The following is an 18,231-nucleotide window of genomic DNA, read 5'->3' on the forward strand; positions in this document are numbered from 1 at the left end:
GCCAAGATCGCAGCCTGCGGCAGCTCCTACGCGGGCTCCGTACACCCGCAAATCATCAGGTGTACGCAAAATCTGTAGGAGCTGCCGCAGGCTGCGATCTTTTGGGGGCGCACGTACTTACATCTCTACCTGAGTACCCAGCTCGATCACCCGGTTGAGCGGCAGGTTGAAGAATCGCAGGTTGCCGTTGGCGTTCTGCAACATGAAGGCGAACAGCGCCGCACGCCAGCGCGCCATGCCCACCAGTCTGGAGGTGATCACTGTCTCGCGGCTGAGGAAGTAGGTGGTGCGCATCGGGCTGAAGTCCAGCTCATCGAGATGGCAGAGTTTCAATGCCTGCGGCACATCCGGCTCATCGGTAAAGCCGAAGTGCAGGATCACCCGGTAGAACCCTTCACCATGGGACGCCACTTCAAAGCGCCGCTGCGCTGGAACCCGCGGTATATCCTCGTAGACTACCGTCAGCAACACCACTTGTTCGTGCAATACCTGGTTATGCAACAGGTTGTGCAACAGGGCATGGGGTACGGCATCCGGTCGCGCGGTGAGGAACACCGCCGTGCCCTGGATCCGATGGGGTGGCTGCACCCGAATACTGCTGATGAAAATCGGCAGTGGCAGACCGCCTTCGTCGATACGCTCGACCAGCAGTTGCTTGCCACGTTTCCAGGTGGTCATGAGCACGAACAGGACAATCCCCGCCAGCACCGGAAAGGCCCCGCCCTGAAATATTTTCGGCACGTTGGCGGCGAAGAACAAACCATCCACAAACAAGAAACCCAGCAACACCGGGACTGCCAGCAGCGGCGGCCATTTCCACAAGAGCAACATCACCGCCGAAACCAGGATCGTGGTCATCAGCATAGTGCCGGTCACCGCCACACCGTAGGCCGAAGCCAGCGCGCCCGAGGACTCGAAGCCCAGTACCAGCAGAATCACCCCAACCATCAGCGCCCAGTTCACCGCACCAATGTAGATCTGACCCTGTTCGGCACTGGAGGTGTGCTGAATACGCATCCGCGGAATATACCCGAGCTGGATCGCCTGACGGGTCAGGGAAAACGCACCGGAGATCACTGCCTGGGAGGCGATTACCGTCGCCAGGGTCGACAACCCCACCAGGGGGATCAACGCCCAGCTTGGCGCCAGCAGGTAGAACGGGTTACGCGCCGCTTCCGGGTCGCCCAACAGCAGCGCGCCCTGGCCGAAGTAATTGAGCACCAGAGCCGGCAGTACCAGGATAAACCAGGCACGGGCTATCGGCTTGCGACCGAAGTGGCCCATGTCGGCGTACAGTGCCTCGGCACCGGTCAACGCCAGTACTACCGCGCCGAGAATCGCCACGCCCATGCCCGGATGAACGACAAAGAAGCGCACGCCCCAGACGGGATTCATCGCCTTGAGCACTTCCGGGTGCTGGACGATGCCATAGACCCCCAGCGCACCCAGTACCAGAAACCAGGCGACCATCACCGGCCCGAACAGGATGCCGATGCGCGCCGTGCCATGGCGCTGAATCAGGAACAGCGCCACCAGCACGATCAATGACAGCGGCACGACCCAGTGATCAATGCCCTCGAATGCCAGCCCCAACCCTTCAATCGCCGAAAGAACCGAGATCGCCGGGGTGATCATGCTGTCACCGTAGAACAGCGCGGCACCGCACAAGCCACAGACCACCAGCAGGGTGCGCAGACGCGGATGGTTCGCCGCCGCCCGCCGGGCCAGCGCAGTCAAGGCCATGATGCCGCCTTCGCCCTGGTTGTCGGCGCGCAGCACGAACATCATGTATTTGATCGAAACGACCCAGATCAACGACCAGAAAATCAGCGCCAGAATGCCCAGGACCCCGTCATGGTTGACGGGCACACCATAGTCGCCGGAAAACACTTCTTTGAGGGTGTACAAAGGGCTGGTGCCGATATCGCCATAAACCACCCCGACCGCCGCTACCAGCATGCTCAACGGTTTCGCCGCTGAATGCTCGGCACCCGCCGCCTGACTACTTGCCTGACCCATCAACCACTCCTGTTACTCAAACCCGGGCTTCTCTATAAGAAGCACTATGCTTTGTGGTGCAGCATGCGCTGTTTTTCTTGCGGTTACAGGGTCGTAACAATTCATTTCAGCGCAACGGCGCGAAGCATAGCGCAGCACTCGTCGTAATTCCCCGCATAAAGCTGGTCAAGTGCGTTGCCCATCGCTAGAATTGCGCACTTTTTGATCAGAGGCGCACCAAGCGCCCATCCGTCGCTTTGCCATCCGCGGCTTGAGGCGTCACAAAACCGAGGTTAGCTATGTCCACCGTCACCACGCCGGCCGCCCCCAAGGTCGGCTTTGTATCTCTGGGTTGCCCGAAAGCACTGGTCGACTCCGAGCGCATCCTTACGCAACTGCGTATGGAAGGCTACGAAGTCGTGTCCACCTATCAGGACGCCGATGTCGTGGTGGTCAACACCTGCGGTTTCATCGACAGCGCCAAGGCCGAGTCCCTGGAAGTGATCGGTGAAGCCATCAAGGAAAACGGCAAGGTCATCGTCACCGGCTGCATGGGCGTCGAAGAAGGCAACATCCGCAAGATCCACCCGAGCGTGCTCGCGGTGACCGGCCCGCAACAATACGAGCAAGTGGTCAACGCCGTGCACGACGTGGTCCCGCCGCGTCAGGATCACAACCCGCTGATCGACCTGGTGCCGCCACAAGGCATCAAGCTGACCCCGCGCCACTACGCCTACCTGAAGATTTCCGAAGGCTGTAACCACAGCTGCAGCTTCTGCATCATCCCGTCGATGCGCGGCAAGCTGGTCAGCCGTCCGGTCGGTGACGTGCTCGACGAGGCCCAGCGCCTGGTCAAGTCCGGTGTCAAAGAGTTGCTGGTGATTTCCCAGGACACCAGCGCCTATGGCGTCGACGTCAAGTACCGCACCGGCTTCTGGAACGGCGCGCCGGTGAAAACCCGCATGACCGAACTCTGCGAAGCGTTGAGCAGCCTCGGTGTCTGGGTACGCCTGCACTATGTCTACCCTTACCCGCACGTCGACGAACTGATTCCGCTGATGGCCGCCGGGAAAATCCTGCCGTACCTGGACATACCGTTCCAGCACGCCAGCCCGAAAGTCCTCAAGGCAATGAAACGCCCGGCCTTCGAAGACAAGACCCTGGCCCGGATCAAGAACTGGCGCGTCATCTGCCCGGAGCTGATCATCCGTTCGACCTTCATCGTCGGCTTCCCCGGCGAAACCGAAGAAGACTTCCAGTACCTGCTCGACTGGCTGACCGAAGCCCAGCTCGACCGCGTCGGCTGCTTCCAGTACTCGCCGGTCGAAGGCGCACCGGCCAATGACCTGGACCTGGAAGTGGTACCGGACGACATCAAGCAGGACCGCTGGGATCGCTTCATGGCGCACCAGCAGGCCATCAGCTCGGCTCGCCTGCAGTTGCGCATCGGCAAGGAAATCGAAGTACTGATCGACGAAGTCGACGAGCAAGGCGCGGTTGGCCGCTGCTTCTTCGATGCCCCGGAAATCGACGGCAACGTCTTTATCGACGACGCCAGCGACCTGAAACCAGGTGACAAGGTCTGGTGCCGGGTGACCGACGCCGACGAGTACGACCTGTGGGCTGAGAAGCGCTAAACTGTAAAAAATTGAAAAGCCCTGCTCTCCTGACGAGATGCGGGGCTTTTTTAGGTCTATCGTTTTGTGAAATAAAGGGACATCCGCCACCACCCGCATAAGGAACCGGCGACATGCGTCATCACGCAGTCATCCACACGCCGAAACAGAGCGACTACGCGGAACTCACCAGAATCTGGGAGGCGTCGGTGCGGGCCACCCATGACTTCCTGCCCGACAGCTACATCGACCTGTTGAAGAACCTGGTGCTGACCCGTTACCTCGATGCCGTGATGCTGGTCTGCACCAGGGATCATCGCCAACGCATCACCGGTTTTGCCGGCATCGCTGCGGGCAAGATCGAAATGCTCTTTATCGACCCCGACCACCGCGGTCAGGGCCTGGGCAAACAATTGCTCAAGTACGCCATCGATCACCTGAATGCCGATGAGCTGGACGTCAATGAACAGAACCCGCAGGCCTTGGGCTTCTACCACAAACAGGGCTTCGAAGTGATCGGCCGTTCGGAGCACGACGGCATGGGCCAACCCTATCCGTTGCTGCATATGCGCCTGAAACAGGCAAATCAGCGGGCACAAAGCGGCTAAAAGCCACAGTCTTCAAATGGACCCGCGATTAACCGGCGCCAGGCAGGTACAATGGGCGCCCCCTTTTGTTACGGCCCCTGTCATGAATGACCCGATTCGTCTCTCCAAACGCCTCATCGAACTCGTCGGCTGTTCCCGTCGGGAGGCTGAGCTGTTCATCGAGGGCGGCTGGGTCACGGTGGACGGCGAAGTCATCGATGAGCCGCAGTTCAAGGTCGATACCCAGAAAGTCGAGCTCGATCCCGAAGCCAAGGCCACTGCGCCGGAGCCGGTGACCATCCTTTTTCATGCGCCGGCGGGCATGGATGCGGAAAGCGCCATGCAGCTGATCGGCCCTGAAACCCTGAGCGAAGAACACCGTTACAGCAAGCGTCCGCTCAAAGGGCACTTCCTGCGCCTGACCGCCAGCTCGGACCTGCAAGCCAACGCCAGTGGCCTGCTGGTGTTCACCCAGGACTGGAAGATTCTGCGCAAACTCACCGCCGACGCCAGCAAGATCGAGCAGGAGTATGTGGTCGAGGTCGAGGGAGACATGGTCGCCCACGGCCTCAACCGCCTGAACCACGGCCTGACCTACAAGGGTAAGGAACTGCCGGCGGTCAAGGCCAGCTGGCAGAACGAAAACCGCCTGCGCTTTGCGATGAAAAACCCACAGCCGGGTGTCATCAAGCTGTTCTGCGAAGCCGTCGGCCTCAAGGTCGTTGCCGTTCGTCGTATTCGCATCGGTGGAGTCTCCATCGGCAAAGTGCCGGTCGGCCAATGGCGCTATCTGTCCAGCAAAGAGAAGTTCTAACAGCTTCTTGCGTTGCCATACATTTCGACGCCGCACGCTTGTTTGCGGTGTTCACAGCTGATTGATCAGGATTGCCAACATGATTCATAACGATGTACTGCGCAGCGTGCGCTACATGCTCGACATCAGTGACAACAAAGTCGTCGAGCTGATCAAGCTCGGCGGTCTGGAAGTCACCAAGGAAGACGTCCTCACTTACCTGAAAAAGGATGAGGAAGAAGGTTTCGTCCAATGCCCGGACGAGGTCATGGCGCATTTTCTCGATGGCCTGGTGTTCTTCAAGCGCGGCAAGGACGACAGCCGTCCGCAGTTACCGGTCGACTTGCCGATCACCAACAACATCATTCTGAAGAAATTGCGGGTGGCCTTCGAACTCAAGGAAGACGACATGCACGCGATCCTCAAGGCTTCGGATTTCCCGGTATCCAAGCCTGAGCTGAGCGCGCTGTTCCGCAAGTTCGGCCACACCAACTACCGCACCTGCGGTGATCAACTGCTGCGCAACTTCCTCAAGGGTCTGACCCTGCGCGTTCGCGGCTGATTACCCTGGTTTCAGGTGGCTGGGCCCGGCCACCTGAAACTGCATGCCTGTTCATTCCGCTGCACAATAATGGCTCCGCTTTTCGCGCCTGACGACTAGGGTATGCATTCCCTATCGCGCTCAGGATTCGCCATGCACCCTTACTTCTCCCTGCAAGGCCGCACCGCCCTGGTGACCGGCGGCACCCGTGGTATCGGCAAAATGATCGCCAAGGCCTTCGTCGAAGCCGGGGCGACGGTGTATGTCTGTGGCCGCGATGCGCAAGCCTGTCAGCAGACCGCCGACGAATTGAGCGCCCTGGGCCGCTGTCATGCTATCGCCGCCAATCTCGCCGATGAAGAGGGCGTGCAGCAACTGGCCAGCCGTCTGGGCGAACACATCAGCCAGCTGGATATCCTGGTCAACAATGCTGGCACCACCTGGGGCGCGCCTTTGGAGAGCTACCCGGTCAAGGGCTGGGAAAAGGTCATGCAACTCAACGTGACCTCGGTGTTCAACTGCATCCAGCAGTTCTTGCCATTGCTGCGCAAGGCCGGCTCAGCGGCGAGCCCGGCACGGATCATCAATATCGGTTCGGTGGCCGGGATCTCCTCGTTTGGCGAACAGGCTTACGCCTACGGCCCGAGCAAGGCCGCCCTGCATCACCTGTCACGGATTCTCGCCCGCGAGCTGGTCAGCCAGCACATCAACGTCAACGTTATCGCCCCCGGACGCTTCCCGAGCAAAATGACCCAGCACATCGGCAGCGATGAACAGGCACTGGCCGAAGACACCGCGCTGATCCCGATGAAACGCTGGGGGCGCGAGGAAGAGATGGCCGCACTGGCCATCAGCCTGGCGAGTACCGCCGGGGCTTACATGACCGGGAATATCATTCCGCTGGATGGCGGGTTCAGCCTCTGAAATCTTGCAACCCCTGAAAAGATCGCAGCCTATCGGCAGCTCCTACGCCGAACACATTCCCTGTAGGAGCTGCCGCAGGCTGCGATCTTTTGATCTTCACATCGATTATGATGCCCGCATCTCACCCCCGCTCCGACCCCAGACCATGACCTACAGCGTTTCCCCCATCGGCTTCGTGCGCTCCTGCTTCAAGGAGAAATTCGCCATTCCCCGCCAGCCGCAACTGGCGCCGGCCGCCCGTGGCGTTCTGGAACTGGTGGCGCCGTTCGATCAGGGCGATGCCGTGCAAGGGCTTGAGCAGGTCAGCCATATCTGGCTGCTGTTCCTGTTCCATCAGGCCCTGGAAGCCAAACCGCGACTCAAGGTCCGCCCGCCGCGCCTGGGCGGCAACAAATCCATGGGGGTCTTCGCCACCCGCGCCACCCATCGCCCGAACGGCATCGGCCAATCCGTGGTCAAGCTGGATAAAGTCGAAGCCAATCGTCTGTGGATCTCCGGTATCGATTTGCTCGACGGCACGCCGATTCTTGATATCAAACCCTACGTGCCCTATGCCGACATCGTCGATACAGCGTCCAACAGCATCGCCAGCGCCGCGCCCGAGCTGATTCCCGTGCAGTGGACGGACACAGCGCTGCAGCAGGCCCACACGCACGCTCAGCGCCTGCAAGAGCCATTATTGGAGCTGATCGAGCAGTGTCTGGCCCAGGATCCGCGCCCGGCCTACCAGGTTCCTGCAGCCGAGCGCGAATACGGCGCACAGTTCTGGGATCTGGATGTGCGCTGGCATTACCCCGAGCCCGGCCTGATCCGCGTGCTGGAAGTCATTCCCGTCGCATAATCCCGAAAACGAAAAAGCCCGCGCTGCCTTCTCAGGCAGCGCGGGCTTTTCATTGATCGGACTCGCTTTACTTCTCGACGAAGGCGCGCTCGATCAGGTAGTCGCCGGGCTCACGCATCCGCGGAGAAACCTTCAGGCCGAAGCTGTTGAGCACTTCGCTGGTTTCGTCGAGCATGCTCGGGCTGCCGCACAGCATGGCGCGGTCGTCCTGCGGATTGATCGGTGGCAGACCGATATCGCTGAACAGCTTGCCGGTACGCATCAGGTCGGTCAGACGTCCTTCGTTCTCGAACGGTTCGCGGGTCACGGTCGGGTAATAGATCAACTTGTCACGCAGCGCTTCGCCGAAGAACTCGTTCTGCGGCAAATGCTCGGTGATGAACTCGCGGTAAGCGACTTCGTTGACGTAACGCACGCCATGGCACAGGATCACTTTTTCGAAACGCTCGTAGGTTTCCGGATCCTGGATGACGCTCATGAACGGCGCCAGGCCGGTGCCGGTGCTGAGCAGGTACAGGTGCTTGCCCGGCTTCAAATCGTCCAGCACCAGGGTGCCGGTCGGTTTTTTGCTGATGATGATCTCGTCGCCTTCCTTCAGATGCTGCAACTGGGAAGTCAGCGGACCATCGGGAACCTTGATGCTGAAGAACTCGAGATGCTCTTCCCAGTTAGGGCTGGCAATCGAGTAAGCGCGCATGAGCGGCCGGCCGTTGGGCTGTTGCAGGCCGATCATCACGAACTGACCGTTCTCGAAGCGCAGGCCCGGGTCGCGGGTGCACTTGAAGCTGAACAGGGTGTCGTTCCAGTGATGAACACTGAGAACACGTTCGTGGTTCATGTTGCTCATGTACGGGGGCTCCTAGAAATTGCCTGCGCCGACAATGTGCGCAATTGCATCGCATTCTAATGGCGGCGACAATATCTGTTAAATGGATTATTAAGATAAGGGTTATCGGTTATATAGATATGCGATTTACTCTCCGTCAACTTCAGGTATTCGTCGCCGTTGCCCAGCAGGAAAGCGTCTCCCGTGCTGCGGGTTTACTCGCGCTTTCTCAATCGGCCGCCAGCACCTCTATAACCGAGCTTGAGCGCCAAACCAGCTGTCAGCTATTTGATCGCGCCGGCAAGCGCCTGAGCCTCAATGCCCTGGGTCGACAACTGTTGCCGCAGGCCGTCGCCCTGCTGGATCAGGCCAAGGAAATCGAGGACCTGCTCAACGGCAAGTCCGGCTTCGGTTCACTGGCGGTCGGCGCGACGCTGACCATCGGCAACTACCTGGCGACCTTGCTGATCGGCAGCTTTATGCAGCTGCACCCGGAAAGCCAGGTGAAGCTCCATGTGCAAAATACCGCCAACATTGTGCAGCAGGTTGCCCACTATGAAATTGATCTGGGTCTAATCGAGGGCGATTGCAGCCACCCGGATATCGAGGTGCAAAGCTGGGTCGAAGATGAGCTGGTGGTGTTCTGCGCGCCCCAGCATCCCTTGGCACAACGCGGTCAGGCGAGCATGGAAGAGCTGACGCGCGAAGCCTGGATCCTGCGCGAACAAGGCTCGGGAACCCGGCTGACCTTCGACCAGGCCATGCGTCACCACCGCAGCACGCTGAACATCCGCCTCGAGCTCGAACACACCGAAGCGATCAAGCGCGCGGTGGAATCCGGATTGGGGATTGGCTGCATCTCGCGCCTGGCACTACGCGATGCGTTCCGCCGCGGCAGCCTGGTGGCGCTAGAAACGCCGGACCTGGACCTGCTGCGCCAGTTCTATTTCATCTGGCACAAACAGAAGTACCAGACCTCGGCCATACGCGAGTTTCTCGATTTGTGCCGCGCCTTCACCGCCGGAGTGCAGCGCAGCGACGAGATCGTCCTGCCGACGATCGCGTGAACAGCCGTTAAAGCAGAATGACCGCCCAGACCACGGCGATCATGCTCAAGGCGACGAGCTGAGCGGCGCTGCCCATGTCCTTGGCGTTCTTCGACAGGGGGTGCAGGTCCAGGGAAATCCGGTCGATGGCCGCTTCCACCGCCGAATTGAGCAGCTCGACGATCAATGCCAGCAGGCACACGGCGATCAGCACTGCCCGCTCGACCCGGCTGACGTTGAACAGGAAGCTCAACGGAATCAGGAAGACGTTGAGCATTACCAATTGGCGAAACGCCGCTTCCCCCGTAAAGGCCGCACGCAGGCCGTCGAGAGAGTAGCCGGAGGCGTTGAGGATGCGTTTAAGACCGGTTTGACCCTTGAAAGGCGACATAAGGTAGGCAACTGAACAAAAAGGAGTGGGGAAGCTAATTTAACCAAAGTCAAAATAGCGTGAAGGAACAGGTCACTGGTTACTTGAAATTGACTCAAGTTGTTGCAAAAGCAAAGCCGCCTGAGTCCGGGTCCGCACCCCCAACTTACGGAAGATCGCCGTAACGTGGGCCTTGATCGTCGCTTCCGAAACACTCAATTCGTAGGCGATCTGCTTGTTCAGCAAACCTTCACAGACCATGGTCAGTACGCGGAACTGCTGCGGAGTCAGACTCGCCAGACCGGCACTGGCGGCTTTGGCCTCGGCTGAAACGCTGATCTCCTCGAAGGCTTGCGGCGGCCACCAGACGTCGCCGTCCAACACACTGCGCACCGCTTTCTGAATGACTTCCAGCGAACTCGACTTGGGAATGAAACCGCTCGCGCCGAATTCACGGGAGCGCACCATGATCGATGCCTCTTCCTGTGCCGAAACCATCACCACGGGGATCTGCGGATATTGGCCGCGCAACAACACCAGCCCGGAAAAACCGTAAGCACCCGGCATGTTCAGATCCAGCAGCACCAGATCCCAGTCAGCTTTTTCGGTCAGACGGGTTTCCAGCTCGGCAATGCTCGCAACTTCCACCAGACGAACTTCAGGACCAAGGCCCAGGGTCACCGCCTGATGCAGCGCGCTACGAAATAAAGGGTGGTCATCGGCAATCAGGATTTCGTATGTGGCCATTTTTCAAATGATCCCGTTTTTTTATGGGGGGTCTGAAGAATTCAGTCCTCGCCAACGCAACACTAGGTGACAGTCAAAAGGCCGTACCCACAGGGCACGTTCAACGCCAAGAGCCCGGAAAGCCAGCGTTTAAAACCTCGGTCGCGCCCTAATCGGCGCCAAGCATGCCCAGCGAAGCCGGGGTGGTCAAGCTGGATGCTTTGCGGCAAAGTCATCGGCTGACTAATACAGAGTGCCATCATGCGAAGCCGAGCCTTGCGTGCCGATGTCTTGATGCTTGTGACTGCCATGATTTGGGGCTCGGGATTTGTCGCACAAACCTCTGGGATGGATCATATCGGCCCCTTCCTCTATTCCGGTCTGCGCTTTGCGCTTGGCTCGCTTTGCCTGCTACCGCTGGTGTTGCGGGGCAATCGCCAGAACGCCAACAACGAACCCTTCCTCACCCAAGGCTTGCTCGTCGGAGGCGGCCTGATGGGACTGGCACTGGCCCTCGGAATCAACCTCCAGCAGGTCGGCTTGCTGTTCACCAGCGTGACCAACGCCGGTTTTATTACCGGCTTGTATGTCATTGTAGTGCCACTATTGGGTTTGGTGATCGGGCATAAGACCGGCCTGGGCACTTGGCTCGGCGCACTGCTGGCGGTGGTCGGGATGTTTCTGCTCAGCGTCGGCGAGAATTTCCAGGTCGCCTCCGGAGATTGGCTGCAGCTGATCGGAGCCTTTGTCTGGGGCGCACACGTGGTGCTGGTTGGGGTTTTCGCCAGTCGCCATGACCCGATACGCCTGGCCTTCCTGCAATTCACCACCTGCGCAGTGGTCAGTCTGGTCCTTGCGCTGGTCTTCGAGACCTTCCAATGGAACGCCATTATCGCTGCCGGACCGGCCATTGTGTATGGCGGTATGGTTGCGGTGGGTATCGGCTACACGCTGCAAGTTATCGCACAAAAGGACGCGATCGCTTCCCATGCGGCGATCATCTTCTCACTGGAGGCGGTCTTCGCCGCCATAGCCGGCGCCTGGCTGCTCGATGAATCCTTGCAGCTGCGCGGCTATTTCGGCTGCGCGCTGATGCTGACAGGCATGCTGGTAGCGCAGCTCTGGCCGAGGAAGCCGCAGCTGGTGAGCGCCTGAGTCCTAGAGAAAAGGCTTCAGGCGGCTATGGGGCTGGTCGTCCGGATCGATCGGCTGTTGGAATTTCGCCGCCAGATAATGGGTGCTGAACACATCCAGGTAGGCGTCCAGCACTTCACTGGCCGGTTGATCCTCGGCCAGCTCCAGGCACAAGGCCGCGACCTCCGCGGTACAGAAGTGATCGTCACGCTTGGAGCGCCGCAGCTTGTAGCGCGAGAGCTGCTCGGGCTCCAGGCTGAGCACCGGCAAGTGCTCCAGATAAGGACTCTTGCGGAACATCTTGCGTGCTTCACTCCAGGTGGCGTCCAACAGGATGAACAGCGGACGCTTACCCTCCTGGAGCTTGACCTCAGTCACCACACGCTCCGGCGCGACAAACTCGCCAGGGAACACAATGTAGGGTTGCCACTGCGGGTCGGCGATCAGTGCCAGCAACTCCGGTTCGACTTCCGTGCGCGACCAGGGAAAGGCGCTGGTGTCAGTAATCACATCGGCAATCAGCCAGCCGGTATTGCTGGGTTTCAGCGGTTCGACATCATGCATGATCAGGCACATCGCCGATTTGGCCGAAACTTGCGGGCGCCATGCGCACATGCAATGACTGGGAATCACCCGGCACCCCGGGCAACGCTCCGCTCGCGAACCCCGTGCGACGAAGGGTCTGATGGCACGGGCCAGGCGCTGGGCACGCAAGCGGAAAACGGCGTGACTCATGGCTGGCAAGGCTGGCAAGGGGAAATAATCGACACGAAAGAGCACTCGGCAGGGGCAAAAAGTGCTTGCAGTTTACCAGAGCGGCCCGCGCAAGCCTGTACCGTCCACACCTGCTCCCCTATAATTCCCCGCCACTGAACGCACAGTCCGGTGGCTGGTCGAAGCAACAGTCACTGAACCAGGAGAGTTTCATGCTGCGCCTTATCGTTCCCACCGCTGCCGTTTTGCTGGCGTCGTCCTTCAGTGCTCAAGCTGCTTCCTTGAAAGACATGGAGCTGAGCAAAATGCTGCAAAACGTGGCCACCCAGAGCAGCATCGGCACGCCGCGGGCGATCAACGAAGACATTCTCGACCAAGGCTATACCGTCGAAGGCAAAGAGCTGATCAATCACCTCAGCGTGCAAAGCAGTCATGCCGACAAAATGCGCGCCGACCCCAAGGCGGTCTACTTTCAACTGGGCTCTACCGTCTGCAACAACCCGGGCATGCGCAAGCTGATGGCCAAGGGCGCGATCATGCGTTACGAGTTCACCGAGGTTAAAACCAACCGCCCGGTGGCCACCGAACGCTTCAAGGAATCCGACTGCCCACAGCAGAAGAAGAAAAAATAAATACTGCGACGCGAGCACGCACCAGTGCTTGCAACTCATGCAAGCGCCGCAGGCATACATCTTCACGCTCGGATGACCTGCGGCGCCAATTGCACCATCGATACAGCTGCGTATCGATTTCCAGACCACCCTGGCCATTTCCAGCCTCCCGCCCGCTGATTCGCGAATGCTTGCGCGATCAAAGCTTCAGGCGTGGAACCTTGCGTGCGCTCCTTGAAGACAGTTGTCACTTAGTAAATCAGAGCCCAAGCCGCCTGGCGCAAGTTCTGACGAGTGGTGAAACTGCATTTCGAATCGGCAATAAACTATTGCCAGCCAAGACTTTCCCGGCACATGATCAAGTCAGCAAAAATCGCCGAGAGGGTCTAGATTCAGTGTGTTGCCGCTAATTTTTTCGGGGCAGGAAAGGGGGTTGCCCGCTCGCGTCTTGCAGTGCGAATGTTTCTTTCATCCAAGAAAAAAACAGAACCTGTATGGATGACTCGATCGCCACATCAGTGCTACACGGCCTTGTCGAGTCAGTTGTAGTGCTCAGGCGTTAGCCTGATCTGACAGCGACACATGCAGTGTCGTGGCGCTGACGAATATCTCGCCCGTGCCAAAGGTTCTGTGCAGAAGGAGAAGCTGAATGCCTTATGAACCGAATGACCTCCTAAGCCGTCATTTTCAAAGCAACGGTATCGACCTCACCAGCAAGGTCGAAGAGCAACTCAACCTGGTTTCACCCAATAGCCCGAACATTCCGATTTATCGCGACATGATATTGACTGTCTTGCGCATGGCCCAGGAAGACCACAATCGCTGGAATGCCAAGATCACGCTGCAAGCCCTGCGCGAACTGGAGCATGCCTTCCGTGTGCTGGAGCAGTTCAAAGGTCGACGCAAGGTCACTGTCTTTGGCTCGGCACGCACCCCGATCGAACACCCTCTCTACGGTCTGGCCCGGGAACTCGGCGCGGCACTGGCGCGTTCGAACCTGATGGTCATCACCGGTGCTGGCGGAGGCATCATGGCTGCTGCCCATGAAGGCGCCGGCCTCGAACATAGCCTTGGATTCAATATCACCCTGCCATTTGAGCAGCATGCGAATCCAACAGTCGAAGGCACAGGCAACCTGCTGCCTTTCCACTTTTTCTTCACTCGCAAGCTATTTTTCGTCAAGGAAGCCGATGCTCTGGTTCTTTGCCCTGGCGGCTTCGGCACCCTGGATGAAGCATTGGAAGTACTGACACTGATCCAGACCGGCAAAAGCCCGCTGGTGCCGGTGGTGCTACTGGATGCTCCGGGCGGCAATTTCTGGCAAGGCGCCCTGGACTTCATTCGCAATCAACTGGAGGACAACCGCTACATTCTACCCAGCGACATGAAGCTGATCCGCCTGGTGCACAGCGCCGAAGACGCGGTTGAGCAAATCAACCAGTTCTACAGCAACTTCCACTCCAGTCGCTGGCTCAAGCATCAGTTTGTAATCCGCATGAACCATAAACTCAGCGAGCAGGCGCTCGAGCACATGCAAACGGCCTTTGCCGACTTGTGCCTGAGCGATCACTTTCACCAACATGCCTACAGTGGAGAGGAACACGACGAAGCACAGTTCAGTCACCTGGCGCGACTTTCGTTCACCTTCAACGCCCGCGATCATGGCCGCCTGCGTGAACTGGTCGACTTCATCAACCTGCCGGAAAACTGGGCCCAGACTCAGTCCAAGGCGCAGCAACGCGCGCGAGAACCGATCAAGGTCACTTGATCGACAAGCAACTCAGTGGCTCCCACGCTCAGACACAGCGTTCCCGAGCCACACCCGTCAGTCATCCAGCCCGCGGCCGCTAAACAAGCGGCCGATCATTTCCATTGAATAACCCCGATAACTCAGAAAGCGGCCCTGCTTGGCCCGCTCACGGGCGTCTATTGGCAAATGCCCGGCGAACTTGCGACGCCAGGTGTCTTCCAGTTGCTCTTGCCAACTGATGCCACTCTCACGCAACGCGAGTTCGATATCGGCACGTTGCAAGCCGCGCTGGCTCAACTCTTCGCGAATACGCAAAGGACCATAGCCGGCTCGGGCACGGTATGAGACGAAGCTTTCGAGGTAACGGGATTCGGACAGCAGGCCCTCTTCCGTCAGACGGTCAAGTGCTGTGTCGATCATTTCGGGAGGGGCGCCGCGCTGACGTAGTTTACGCGTCAGCTCGACTCGACCGTGCTCGCGTCGCGCGAGCAGGTCCATTGCGGTTCGTCGCACCGCGACGAGTGTATCGAGTACGACGGTCATCGGATCAATCAGATATCAGCGTCAGCCAGATCGTCGACAGTCTCGCGGGTCGCATTGGCTTTCACGTCCGGCGCAGGAGTCAGCAGCTTGTCGCGGATCTGCTTCTCAAGGGTCGCCGCGATATCCGGGTTTTCCTGCAGGAACTTGGCCGAGTTGGCCTTACCCTGACCGATCTTGCTGCCGTTGTAGGCATACCAGGCTCCGGATTTTTCCACGAAACCATGCAGTACCCCGAGGTCGATCATTTCGCCGTTCAGGTAAATGCCTTTGCCGTAGAGAATCTGGAACTCGGCCTGACGGAACGGTGGAGCCACCTTGTTCTTGACGACTTTGACGCGGGTTTCGCTACCAACGACTTCGTCGCCTTCCTTCACCGCGCCAGTACGGCGGATGTCCAGACGAACCGAAGCGTAGAACTTCAGCGCGTTACCACCGGTGGTGGTTTCCGGGCTGCCGAACATCACGCCGATTTTCATCCGGATCTGGTTGATGAAGATCACCAGGCAGTTGGCGTTCTTGATGTTACCGGTGATCTTGCGCAGCGCCTGGGACATCAAACGGGCTTGCAGGCCCACGTGCATATCGCCCATCTCGCCTTCGATCTCGGCTTTTGGCACCAGGGCCGCCACGGAGTCGATGACGATCACGTCGATGGCATTGGAGCGCACCAGCATGTCGGTGATTTCCAGCGCCTGCTCGCCGGTATCCGGCTGGGAAACCAGCAGGTCGTCGACATTAACCCCCAGCTTGCCGGCATATTCCGGGTCCAGTGCGTGCTCGGCGTCGACGAAGGCGCAGGTGGCGCCCATCTTCTGTGCCTGAGCAATCACGGAAAGAGTCAGGGTGGTTTTACCGGAAGATTCCGGACCGTAGATTTCAACGATACGGCCTTTTGGCAGGCCACCGATGCCGAGAGCGATGTCCAGACCCAGAGAGCCAGTAGAGATAGCCGGGATCGCCTGACGGTCATGATCGCCCATACGCATCACGGCACCCTTGCCGAATTGACGTTCGATCTGACCCAGGGCCGCAGCCAAGGCTTTCTTCTTGTTGTCGTCCATTAAAGTCCTCACGTAATCAATAAGGCCTGACGGCCAACACCTGTATAAGTAGCCAGTATTATTCCACAGCGTTTGAGGATCGCCTACCCCTGATTTGAGATTTCTCCCGCAGCATGTTGCAGCAGCCCCTCTAGCGCGGCCTTCACCGTTTGTCGGCGGACTTCATCGCGGCTGCCGGGGAAGTACCGGCACTCGGTAATCATCGTCTCGCCCACTCCCCAGGCCAGCCATACCGTGCCTACTGGCTTGTTCGGCGTTCCACCGTCCGGCCCGGCCACGCCGCTGACCGCCACGGAAAAATGCGCGCGACTTTTTGCTTGAGCACCGCGAGCCATGGCTTCGACCACTTCTCGACTGACCGCGCCCACTTCAGCGAACAACTCAGCGGGAACATCCAATTGCAGGGTTTTCTGACGATTGGAATAGGTGACATAACCGGCCTCGAACCAGGCCGAGCTGCCGGCAATCCGGGTAATGGCTTCGGCGATTCCGCCACCGGTGCAGGACTCGGCGGTGCTGACGTGTGCATTGAGAACCTGCAAACGCCGGCCAAGTTCGGCGGCAAGCTGGGTGACTTCGTTCACGGACCTCTCCTGATCAGGCTGGCGTGAGGCCTACCGTACACGAGCGGATAGCGCTTGCAAGGTTCAGGCTCGATCAAAATGTGAACGGCTGCCAACGTAGGCATCACCCTACCCTTGCTCGCGCACTGAGCTACCAGGAGGGGCGCCGCTCACCCCGTGACCGCGACTGAAAACTGCCTAGCGATCCCGGCTGGAATCACGCGGCGGGACTTCGCAAATCCCCAGCTTGCGCGTGGCCCAACGCTCGTAAAGCCCGATGGCGACATCAGCCCCCGCCATCGCGGTGAGGCAACCGAAGGCGCCGGCGGTCCAGATCGACAGACCGGCGGCATACAACAGCATGATCGCCGATACCCCACAGATCATGCAGGCGCCGGAGCGCAGGATCAGACGCCGGACCAGCGACCAGCCGCGGGCGCCCTCCTTGTCGGCGCGCCACATTTCGCCAGACACCCCGCCGATAAGGGCGAGGATGGTGACCAGCCAGATCGGCATGTCCAGCAACGCTTGCAGCTCGTATGTCATGTCACGCCTCCTGAATCGAGAAACACCAACGAATTGGCTGGATGCCAGCCTGTTGCCGTGGAACCAAAGAGCCTGGTTTCGAGCCGTTATCGAGCGGCTTGAGACCAAGAATATGCATGTATGCATATACAGTCAATGCACCAATGCATAAACCCAATCAGACAAAGGTCCTGGCAGTTTTCTACAGACGAGAGAGAGCCCGCTCAGTGGCGGGCCTGATCTCAAAAGCCGTGGTTATCGAGCGTACATGCCCCACCAGAAGACGTGACCGAGGATGGTGATCGGCTCCTCCTGGATTTCCAGGAAGCTGTAGTCCTCGTCCGGATGTTCGTCGCGATTGAAGCTGCGCAGACGAATCCCGGAAGGCAGGCGGTAAAGCTGCTTCACCCGCAGCTGGCCGTTATGGTTGATTGCATAAAGGTCGCCATCGACGATATCGCCAATCCCGCACTTGCCGGCATTGACCCCGACCGTAGCGCCGTCCCGCAGCACCGGCAGCATGCTATTGCCGCGAACGGTCACGCACTTGGCCTGGTCGAACTGCACGCCGTTGTGCCGCAGGCTGCGCTTGCCGAAGCGCAGGCTGGCCTTTTCGCTTTCCTCGATGACGAATCTTCCTGATCCAGCAGCCAATTCAACCTCGCGCAGAAAGGGGATCGACACCTCGTCATCGTCGACGGGAGTATCGTCATCCCACAGGCTTATATCCTTGAGTTCCGAGTGCGGCTCGTCGCGCGCCACGCCTTCGGTCGGCGCAACATCCACGCGTCCGCGCAGTTGATCGGTGCTCACCCGGAAGTACTCGGCGATCCGCGAGATGTGCTTATCCGACGGATCGGCGATCTTGCCGCCGAGAATGCGCGAGAGGGTCGATTGCGGCACGCCGGTTCGACGGTGAAGCTCCGTGGGGGAGATCCCGTGGCGATCGAGCAGCTCTCTCAAGACAGTAGAAACGTTGCGTTTTTGCATAATTCGCATAGTGAAGGTTCTTCAGGGCGAAGACAAATGCTGATTTGCATAAATCATGCATAGACCTGCGCC

At 59.1% G+C, this 18,231-nt stretch carries 20 protein-coding genes; 10 read left to right on the top strand and 10 right to left on the bottom strand.

What is annotated here, in order from left to right; translation table 11 throughout:
- Nucleotides 1–117: 117 nt before the first annotated feature.
- Nucleotides 118–1,959 (bottom strand): potassium transporter Kup, encoded by a 1,842-nt coding sequence (locus ACA064_RS25875; RefSeq protein ID WP_497674330.1) that lies wholly within the window; start codon nt 1,957–1,959, stop codon nt 118–120.
- A gap of 338 nt (nt 1,960–2,297) precedes the next feature.
- Between ACA064_RS25875 and rimO the strand changes: the two genes are divergently transcribed.
- From rimO to tsaA, 6 genes are all read left to right on the top strand, one after another.
- Nucleotides 2,298–3,635, top strand: a complete 1,338-nt coding sequence (gene rimO, locus ACA064_RS25880) for a 30S ribosomal protein S12 methylthiotransferase RimO (RefSeq protein ID WP_497670663.1) — start codon at nt 2,298–2,300, stop codon at nt 3,633–3,635.
- A 113-nt stretch (nt 3,636–3,748) separates the two neighbouring features.
- The gene (locus tag ACA064_RS25885; RefSeq protein ID WP_497670664.1) at nt 3,749–4,222 is read left to right on the top strand and encodes an acetyltransferase; all 474 of its coding nucleotides are present in this window, start codon (nt 3,749–3,751) and stop codon (nt 4,220–4,222) included.
- 82 nt (nt 4,223–4,304) lie between these two features.
- Entirely contained in the window at nt 4,305–5,015 is a 711-nt protein-coding gene (locus ACA064_RS25890) for an rRNA pseudouridine synthase (RefSeq protein ID WP_497670665.1), read from the top strand.
- A 79-nt stretch (nt 5,016–5,094) separates the two neighbouring features.
- Nucleotides 5,095–5,556, top strand: coding sequence for a YehS family protein (locus tag ACA064_RS25895; protein WP_497670666.1), 462 nt, complete (start codon nt 5,095–5,097; stop codon nt 5,554–5,556).
- A 132-nt stretch (nt 5,557–5,688) separates the two neighbouring features.
- Nucleotides 5,689–6,459, top strand: coding sequence for an SDR family oxidoreductase (locus ACA064_RS25900; RefSeq protein ID WP_497670667.1), 771 nt, complete (start codon nt 5,689–5,691; stop codon nt 6,457–6,459).
- Between the two features lie 145 nt (nt 6,460–6,604).
- Entirely contained in the window at nt 6,605–7,300 is a 696-nt protein-coding gene (gene tsaA, locus ACA064_RS25905; protein ID WP_497670668.1) for a tRNA (N6-threonylcarbamoyladenosine(37)-N6)-methyltransferase TrmO, read from the top strand.
- A 67-nt stretch (nt 7,301–7,367) separates the two neighbouring features.
- Here tsaA and fpr read toward each other — a convergent pair whose 3' ends face one another.
- Nucleotides 7,368–8,147, bottom strand: coding sequence for a ferredoxin-NADP reductase (gene fpr, locus ACA064_RS25910; protein ID WP_489357511.1), 780 nt, complete (start codon nt 8,145–8,147; stop codon nt 7,368–7,370).
- A 119-nt stretch (nt 8,148–8,266) separates the two neighbouring features.
- On the opposite strand from fpr, the gene ACA064_RS25915 reads away from it, so the two are divergent.
- Nucleotides 8,267–9,193, top strand: a complete 927-nt coding sequence (locus ACA064_RS25915) for a LysR family transcriptional regulator (RefSeq protein ID WP_497670669.1) — start codon at nt 8,267–8,269, stop codon at nt 9,191–9,193.
- A 7-nt stretch (nt 9,194–9,200) separates the two neighbouring features.
- On the opposite strand, the gene ACA064_RS25920 is transcribed toward ACA064_RS25915, so the two are convergent.
- Nucleotides 9,201–9,563: a diacylglycerol kinase gene (locus ACA064_RS25920; protein ID WP_497670670.1), complete on the bottom strand. Its 363-nt coding sequence runs from the start codon at nt 9,561–9,563 to the stop codon at nt 9,201–9,203.
- A gap of 72 nt (nt 9,564–9,635) precedes the next feature.
- Nucleotides 9,636–10,289 carry a response regulator transcription factor ErdR gene (gene erdR, locus ACA064_RS25925; RefSeq protein WP_150803662.1) on the bottom strand — a complete coding sequence of 218 codons (654 nt, stop codon included), beginning with the start codon at nt 10,287–10,289 and terminating at the stop codon, nt 9,636–9,638.
- Nucleotides 10,290–10,529: 240 nt separating this feature from the next.
- Here erdR and ACA064_RS25930 point away from each other — a divergent pair, with 240 nt between their 5' ends.
- Nucleotides 10,530–11,423 (top strand): DMT family transporter, encoded by an 894-nt coding sequence (locus ACA064_RS25930; protein ID WP_497670671.1) that lies wholly within the window; start codon nt 10,530–10,532, stop codon nt 11,421–11,423.
- A 3-nt stretch (nt 11,424–11,426) separates the two neighbouring features.
- On the opposite strand, the gene ACA064_RS25935 is transcribed toward ACA064_RS25930, so the two are convergent.
- A complete protein-coding gene (locus tag ACA064_RS25935; protein ID WP_497670672.1) occupies nt 11,427–12,137 on the bottom strand; it encodes a tRNA-uridine aminocarboxypropyltransferase in 711 nt (236 codons plus the stop codon).
- A 191-nt stretch (nt 12,138–12,328) separates the two neighbouring features.
- Between ACA064_RS25935 and ACA064_RS25940 the strand changes: the two genes are divergently transcribed.
- Both ACA064_RS25940 and ACA064_RS25945 read left to right on the top strand, forming a co-directional pair.
- Entirely contained in the window at nt 12,329–12,748 is a 420-nt protein-coding gene (locus ACA064_RS25940; protein WP_497670673.1) for a PA3611 family quorum-sensing-regulated virulence factor, read from the top strand.
- 628 nt (nt 12,749–13,376) lie between these two features.
- On the top strand, nt 13,377–14,495 hold the full coding sequence (locus ACA064_RS25945; protein ID WP_497670674.1) for an LOG family protein: 1,119 nt from the start codon (nt 13,377–13,379) through the stop codon (nt 14,493–14,495).
- Nucleotides 14,496–14,552: 57 nt separating this feature from the next.
- Here ACA064_RS25945 and recX read toward each other — a convergent pair whose 3' ends face one another.
- The 5 genes from recX to ACA064_RS25970 form a co-directional block, all read right to left on the bottom strand.
- On the bottom strand, nt 14,553–15,020 hold the full coding sequence (gene recX, locus ACA064_RS25950; protein WP_497670675.1) for a recombination regulator RecX: 468 nt from the start codon (nt 15,018–15,020) through the stop codon (nt 14,553–14,555).
- A gap of 8 nt (nt 15,021–15,028) precedes the next feature.
- Nucleotides 15,029–16,081, bottom strand: a complete 1,053-nt coding sequence (recA, locus tag ACA064_RS25955) for a recombinase RecA (RefSeq protein WP_150641674.1) — start codon at nt 16,079–16,081, stop codon at nt 15,029–15,031.
- A gap of 83 nt (nt 16,082–16,164) precedes the next feature.
- Complete coding sequence (locus tag ACA064_RS25960) at nt 16,165–16,665, bottom strand: CinA family protein (protein WP_497670676.1); 501 nt, start codon at nt 16,663–16,665, stop codon at nt 16,165–16,167.
- Nucleotides 16,666–16,842: 177 nt separating this feature from the next.
- On the bottom strand, nt 16,843–17,190 hold the full coding sequence (locus tag ACA064_RS25965; protein WP_497670677.1) for a phage holin family protein: 348 nt from the start codon (nt 17,188–17,190) through the stop codon (nt 16,843–16,845).
- A gap of 234 nt (nt 17,191–17,424) precedes the next feature.
- The gene (locus ACA064_RS25970; protein WP_497670678.1) at nt 17,425–18,168 is read right to left on the bottom strand and encodes an XRE family transcriptional regulator; all 744 of its coding nucleotides are present in this window, start codon (nt 18,166–18,168) and stop codon (nt 17,425–17,427) included.
- Between the last annotated feature and the right edge of the window lie 63 nt (nt 18,169–18,231).

The sequence above is a fragment of the Pseudomonas sp. LBUM1658 genome (assembly GCF_059716055.1).

Coding starts and splice junctions, on each gene's coding strand:
- ACA064_RS25875 (WP_497674330.1), bottom strand. CDS start 1,959: ATGCTGGTAGCGGCGGTCGGGGTGGTTTATGGCGATATCGGCACCAGC.
- rimO (WP_497670663.1), top strand. CDS start 2,298: ATGTCCACCGTCACCACGCCGGCCGCCCCCAAGGTCGGCTTTGTATCT.
- ACA064_RS25885 (WP_497670664.1), top strand. CDS start 3,749: ATGCGTCATCACGCAGTCATCCACACGCCGAAACAGAGCGACTACGCG.
- ACA064_RS25890 (WP_497670665.1), top strand. CDS start 4,305: ATGAATGACCCGATTCGTCTCTCCAAACGCCTCATCGAACTCGTCGGC.
- ACA064_RS25895 (WP_497670666.1), top strand. CDS start 5,095: ATGATTCATAACGATGTACTGCGCAGCGTGCGCTACATGCTCGACATC.
- ACA064_RS25900 (WP_497670667.1), top strand. CDS start 5,689: ATGCACCCTTACTTCTCCCTGCAAGGCCGCACCGCCCTGGTGACCGGC.
- tsaA (WP_497670668.1), top strand. CDS start 6,605: ATGACCTACAGCGTTTCCCCCATCGGCTTCGTGCGCTCCTGCTTCAAG.
- fpr (WP_489357511.1), bottom strand. CDS start 8,147: ATGAGCAACATGAACCACGAACGTGTTCTCAGTGTTCATCACTGGAAC.
- ACA064_RS25915 (WP_497670669.1), top strand. CDS start 8,267: ATGCGATTTACTCTCCGTCAACTTCAGGTATTCGTCGCCGTTGCCCAG.
- ACA064_RS25920 (WP_497670670.1), bottom strand. CDS start 9,563: ATGTCGCCTTTCAAGGGTCAAACCGGTCTTAAACGCATCCTCAACGCC.
- erdR (WP_150803662.1), bottom strand. CDS start 10,289: ATGGCCACATACGAAATCCTGATTGCCGATGACCACCCTTTATTTCGT.
- ACA064_RS25930 (WP_497670671.1), top strand. CDS start 10,530: ATGCGAAGCCGAGCCTTGCGTGCCGATGTCTTGATGCTTGTGACTGCC.
- ACA064_RS25935 (WP_497670672.1), bottom strand. CDS start 12,137: ATGAGTCACGCCGTTTTCCGCTTGCGTGCCCAGCGCCTGGCCCGTGCC.
- ACA064_RS25940 (WP_497670673.1), top strand. CDS start 12,329: ATGCTGCGCCTTATCGTTCCCACCGCTGCCGTTTTGCTGGCGTCGTCC.
- ACA064_RS25945 (WP_497670674.1), top strand. CDS start 13,377: ATGCCTTATGAACCGAATGACCTCCTAAGCCGTCATTTTCAAAGCAAC.
- recX (WP_497670675.1), bottom strand. CDS start 15,020: ATGACCGTCGTACTCGATACACTCGTCGCGGTGCGACGAACCGCAATG.
- recA (WP_150641674.1), bottom strand. CDS start 16,081: ATGGACGACAACAAGAAGAAAGCCTTGGCTGCGGCCCTGGGTCAGATC.
- ACA064_RS25965 (WP_497670677.1), bottom strand. CDS start 17,190: ATGACATACGAGCTGCAAGCGTTGCTGGACATGCCGATCTGGCTGGTC.
- ACA064_RS25970 (WP_497670678.1), bottom strand. CDS start 18,168: ATGCGAATTATGCAAAAACGCAACGTTTCTACTGTCTTGAGAGAGCTG.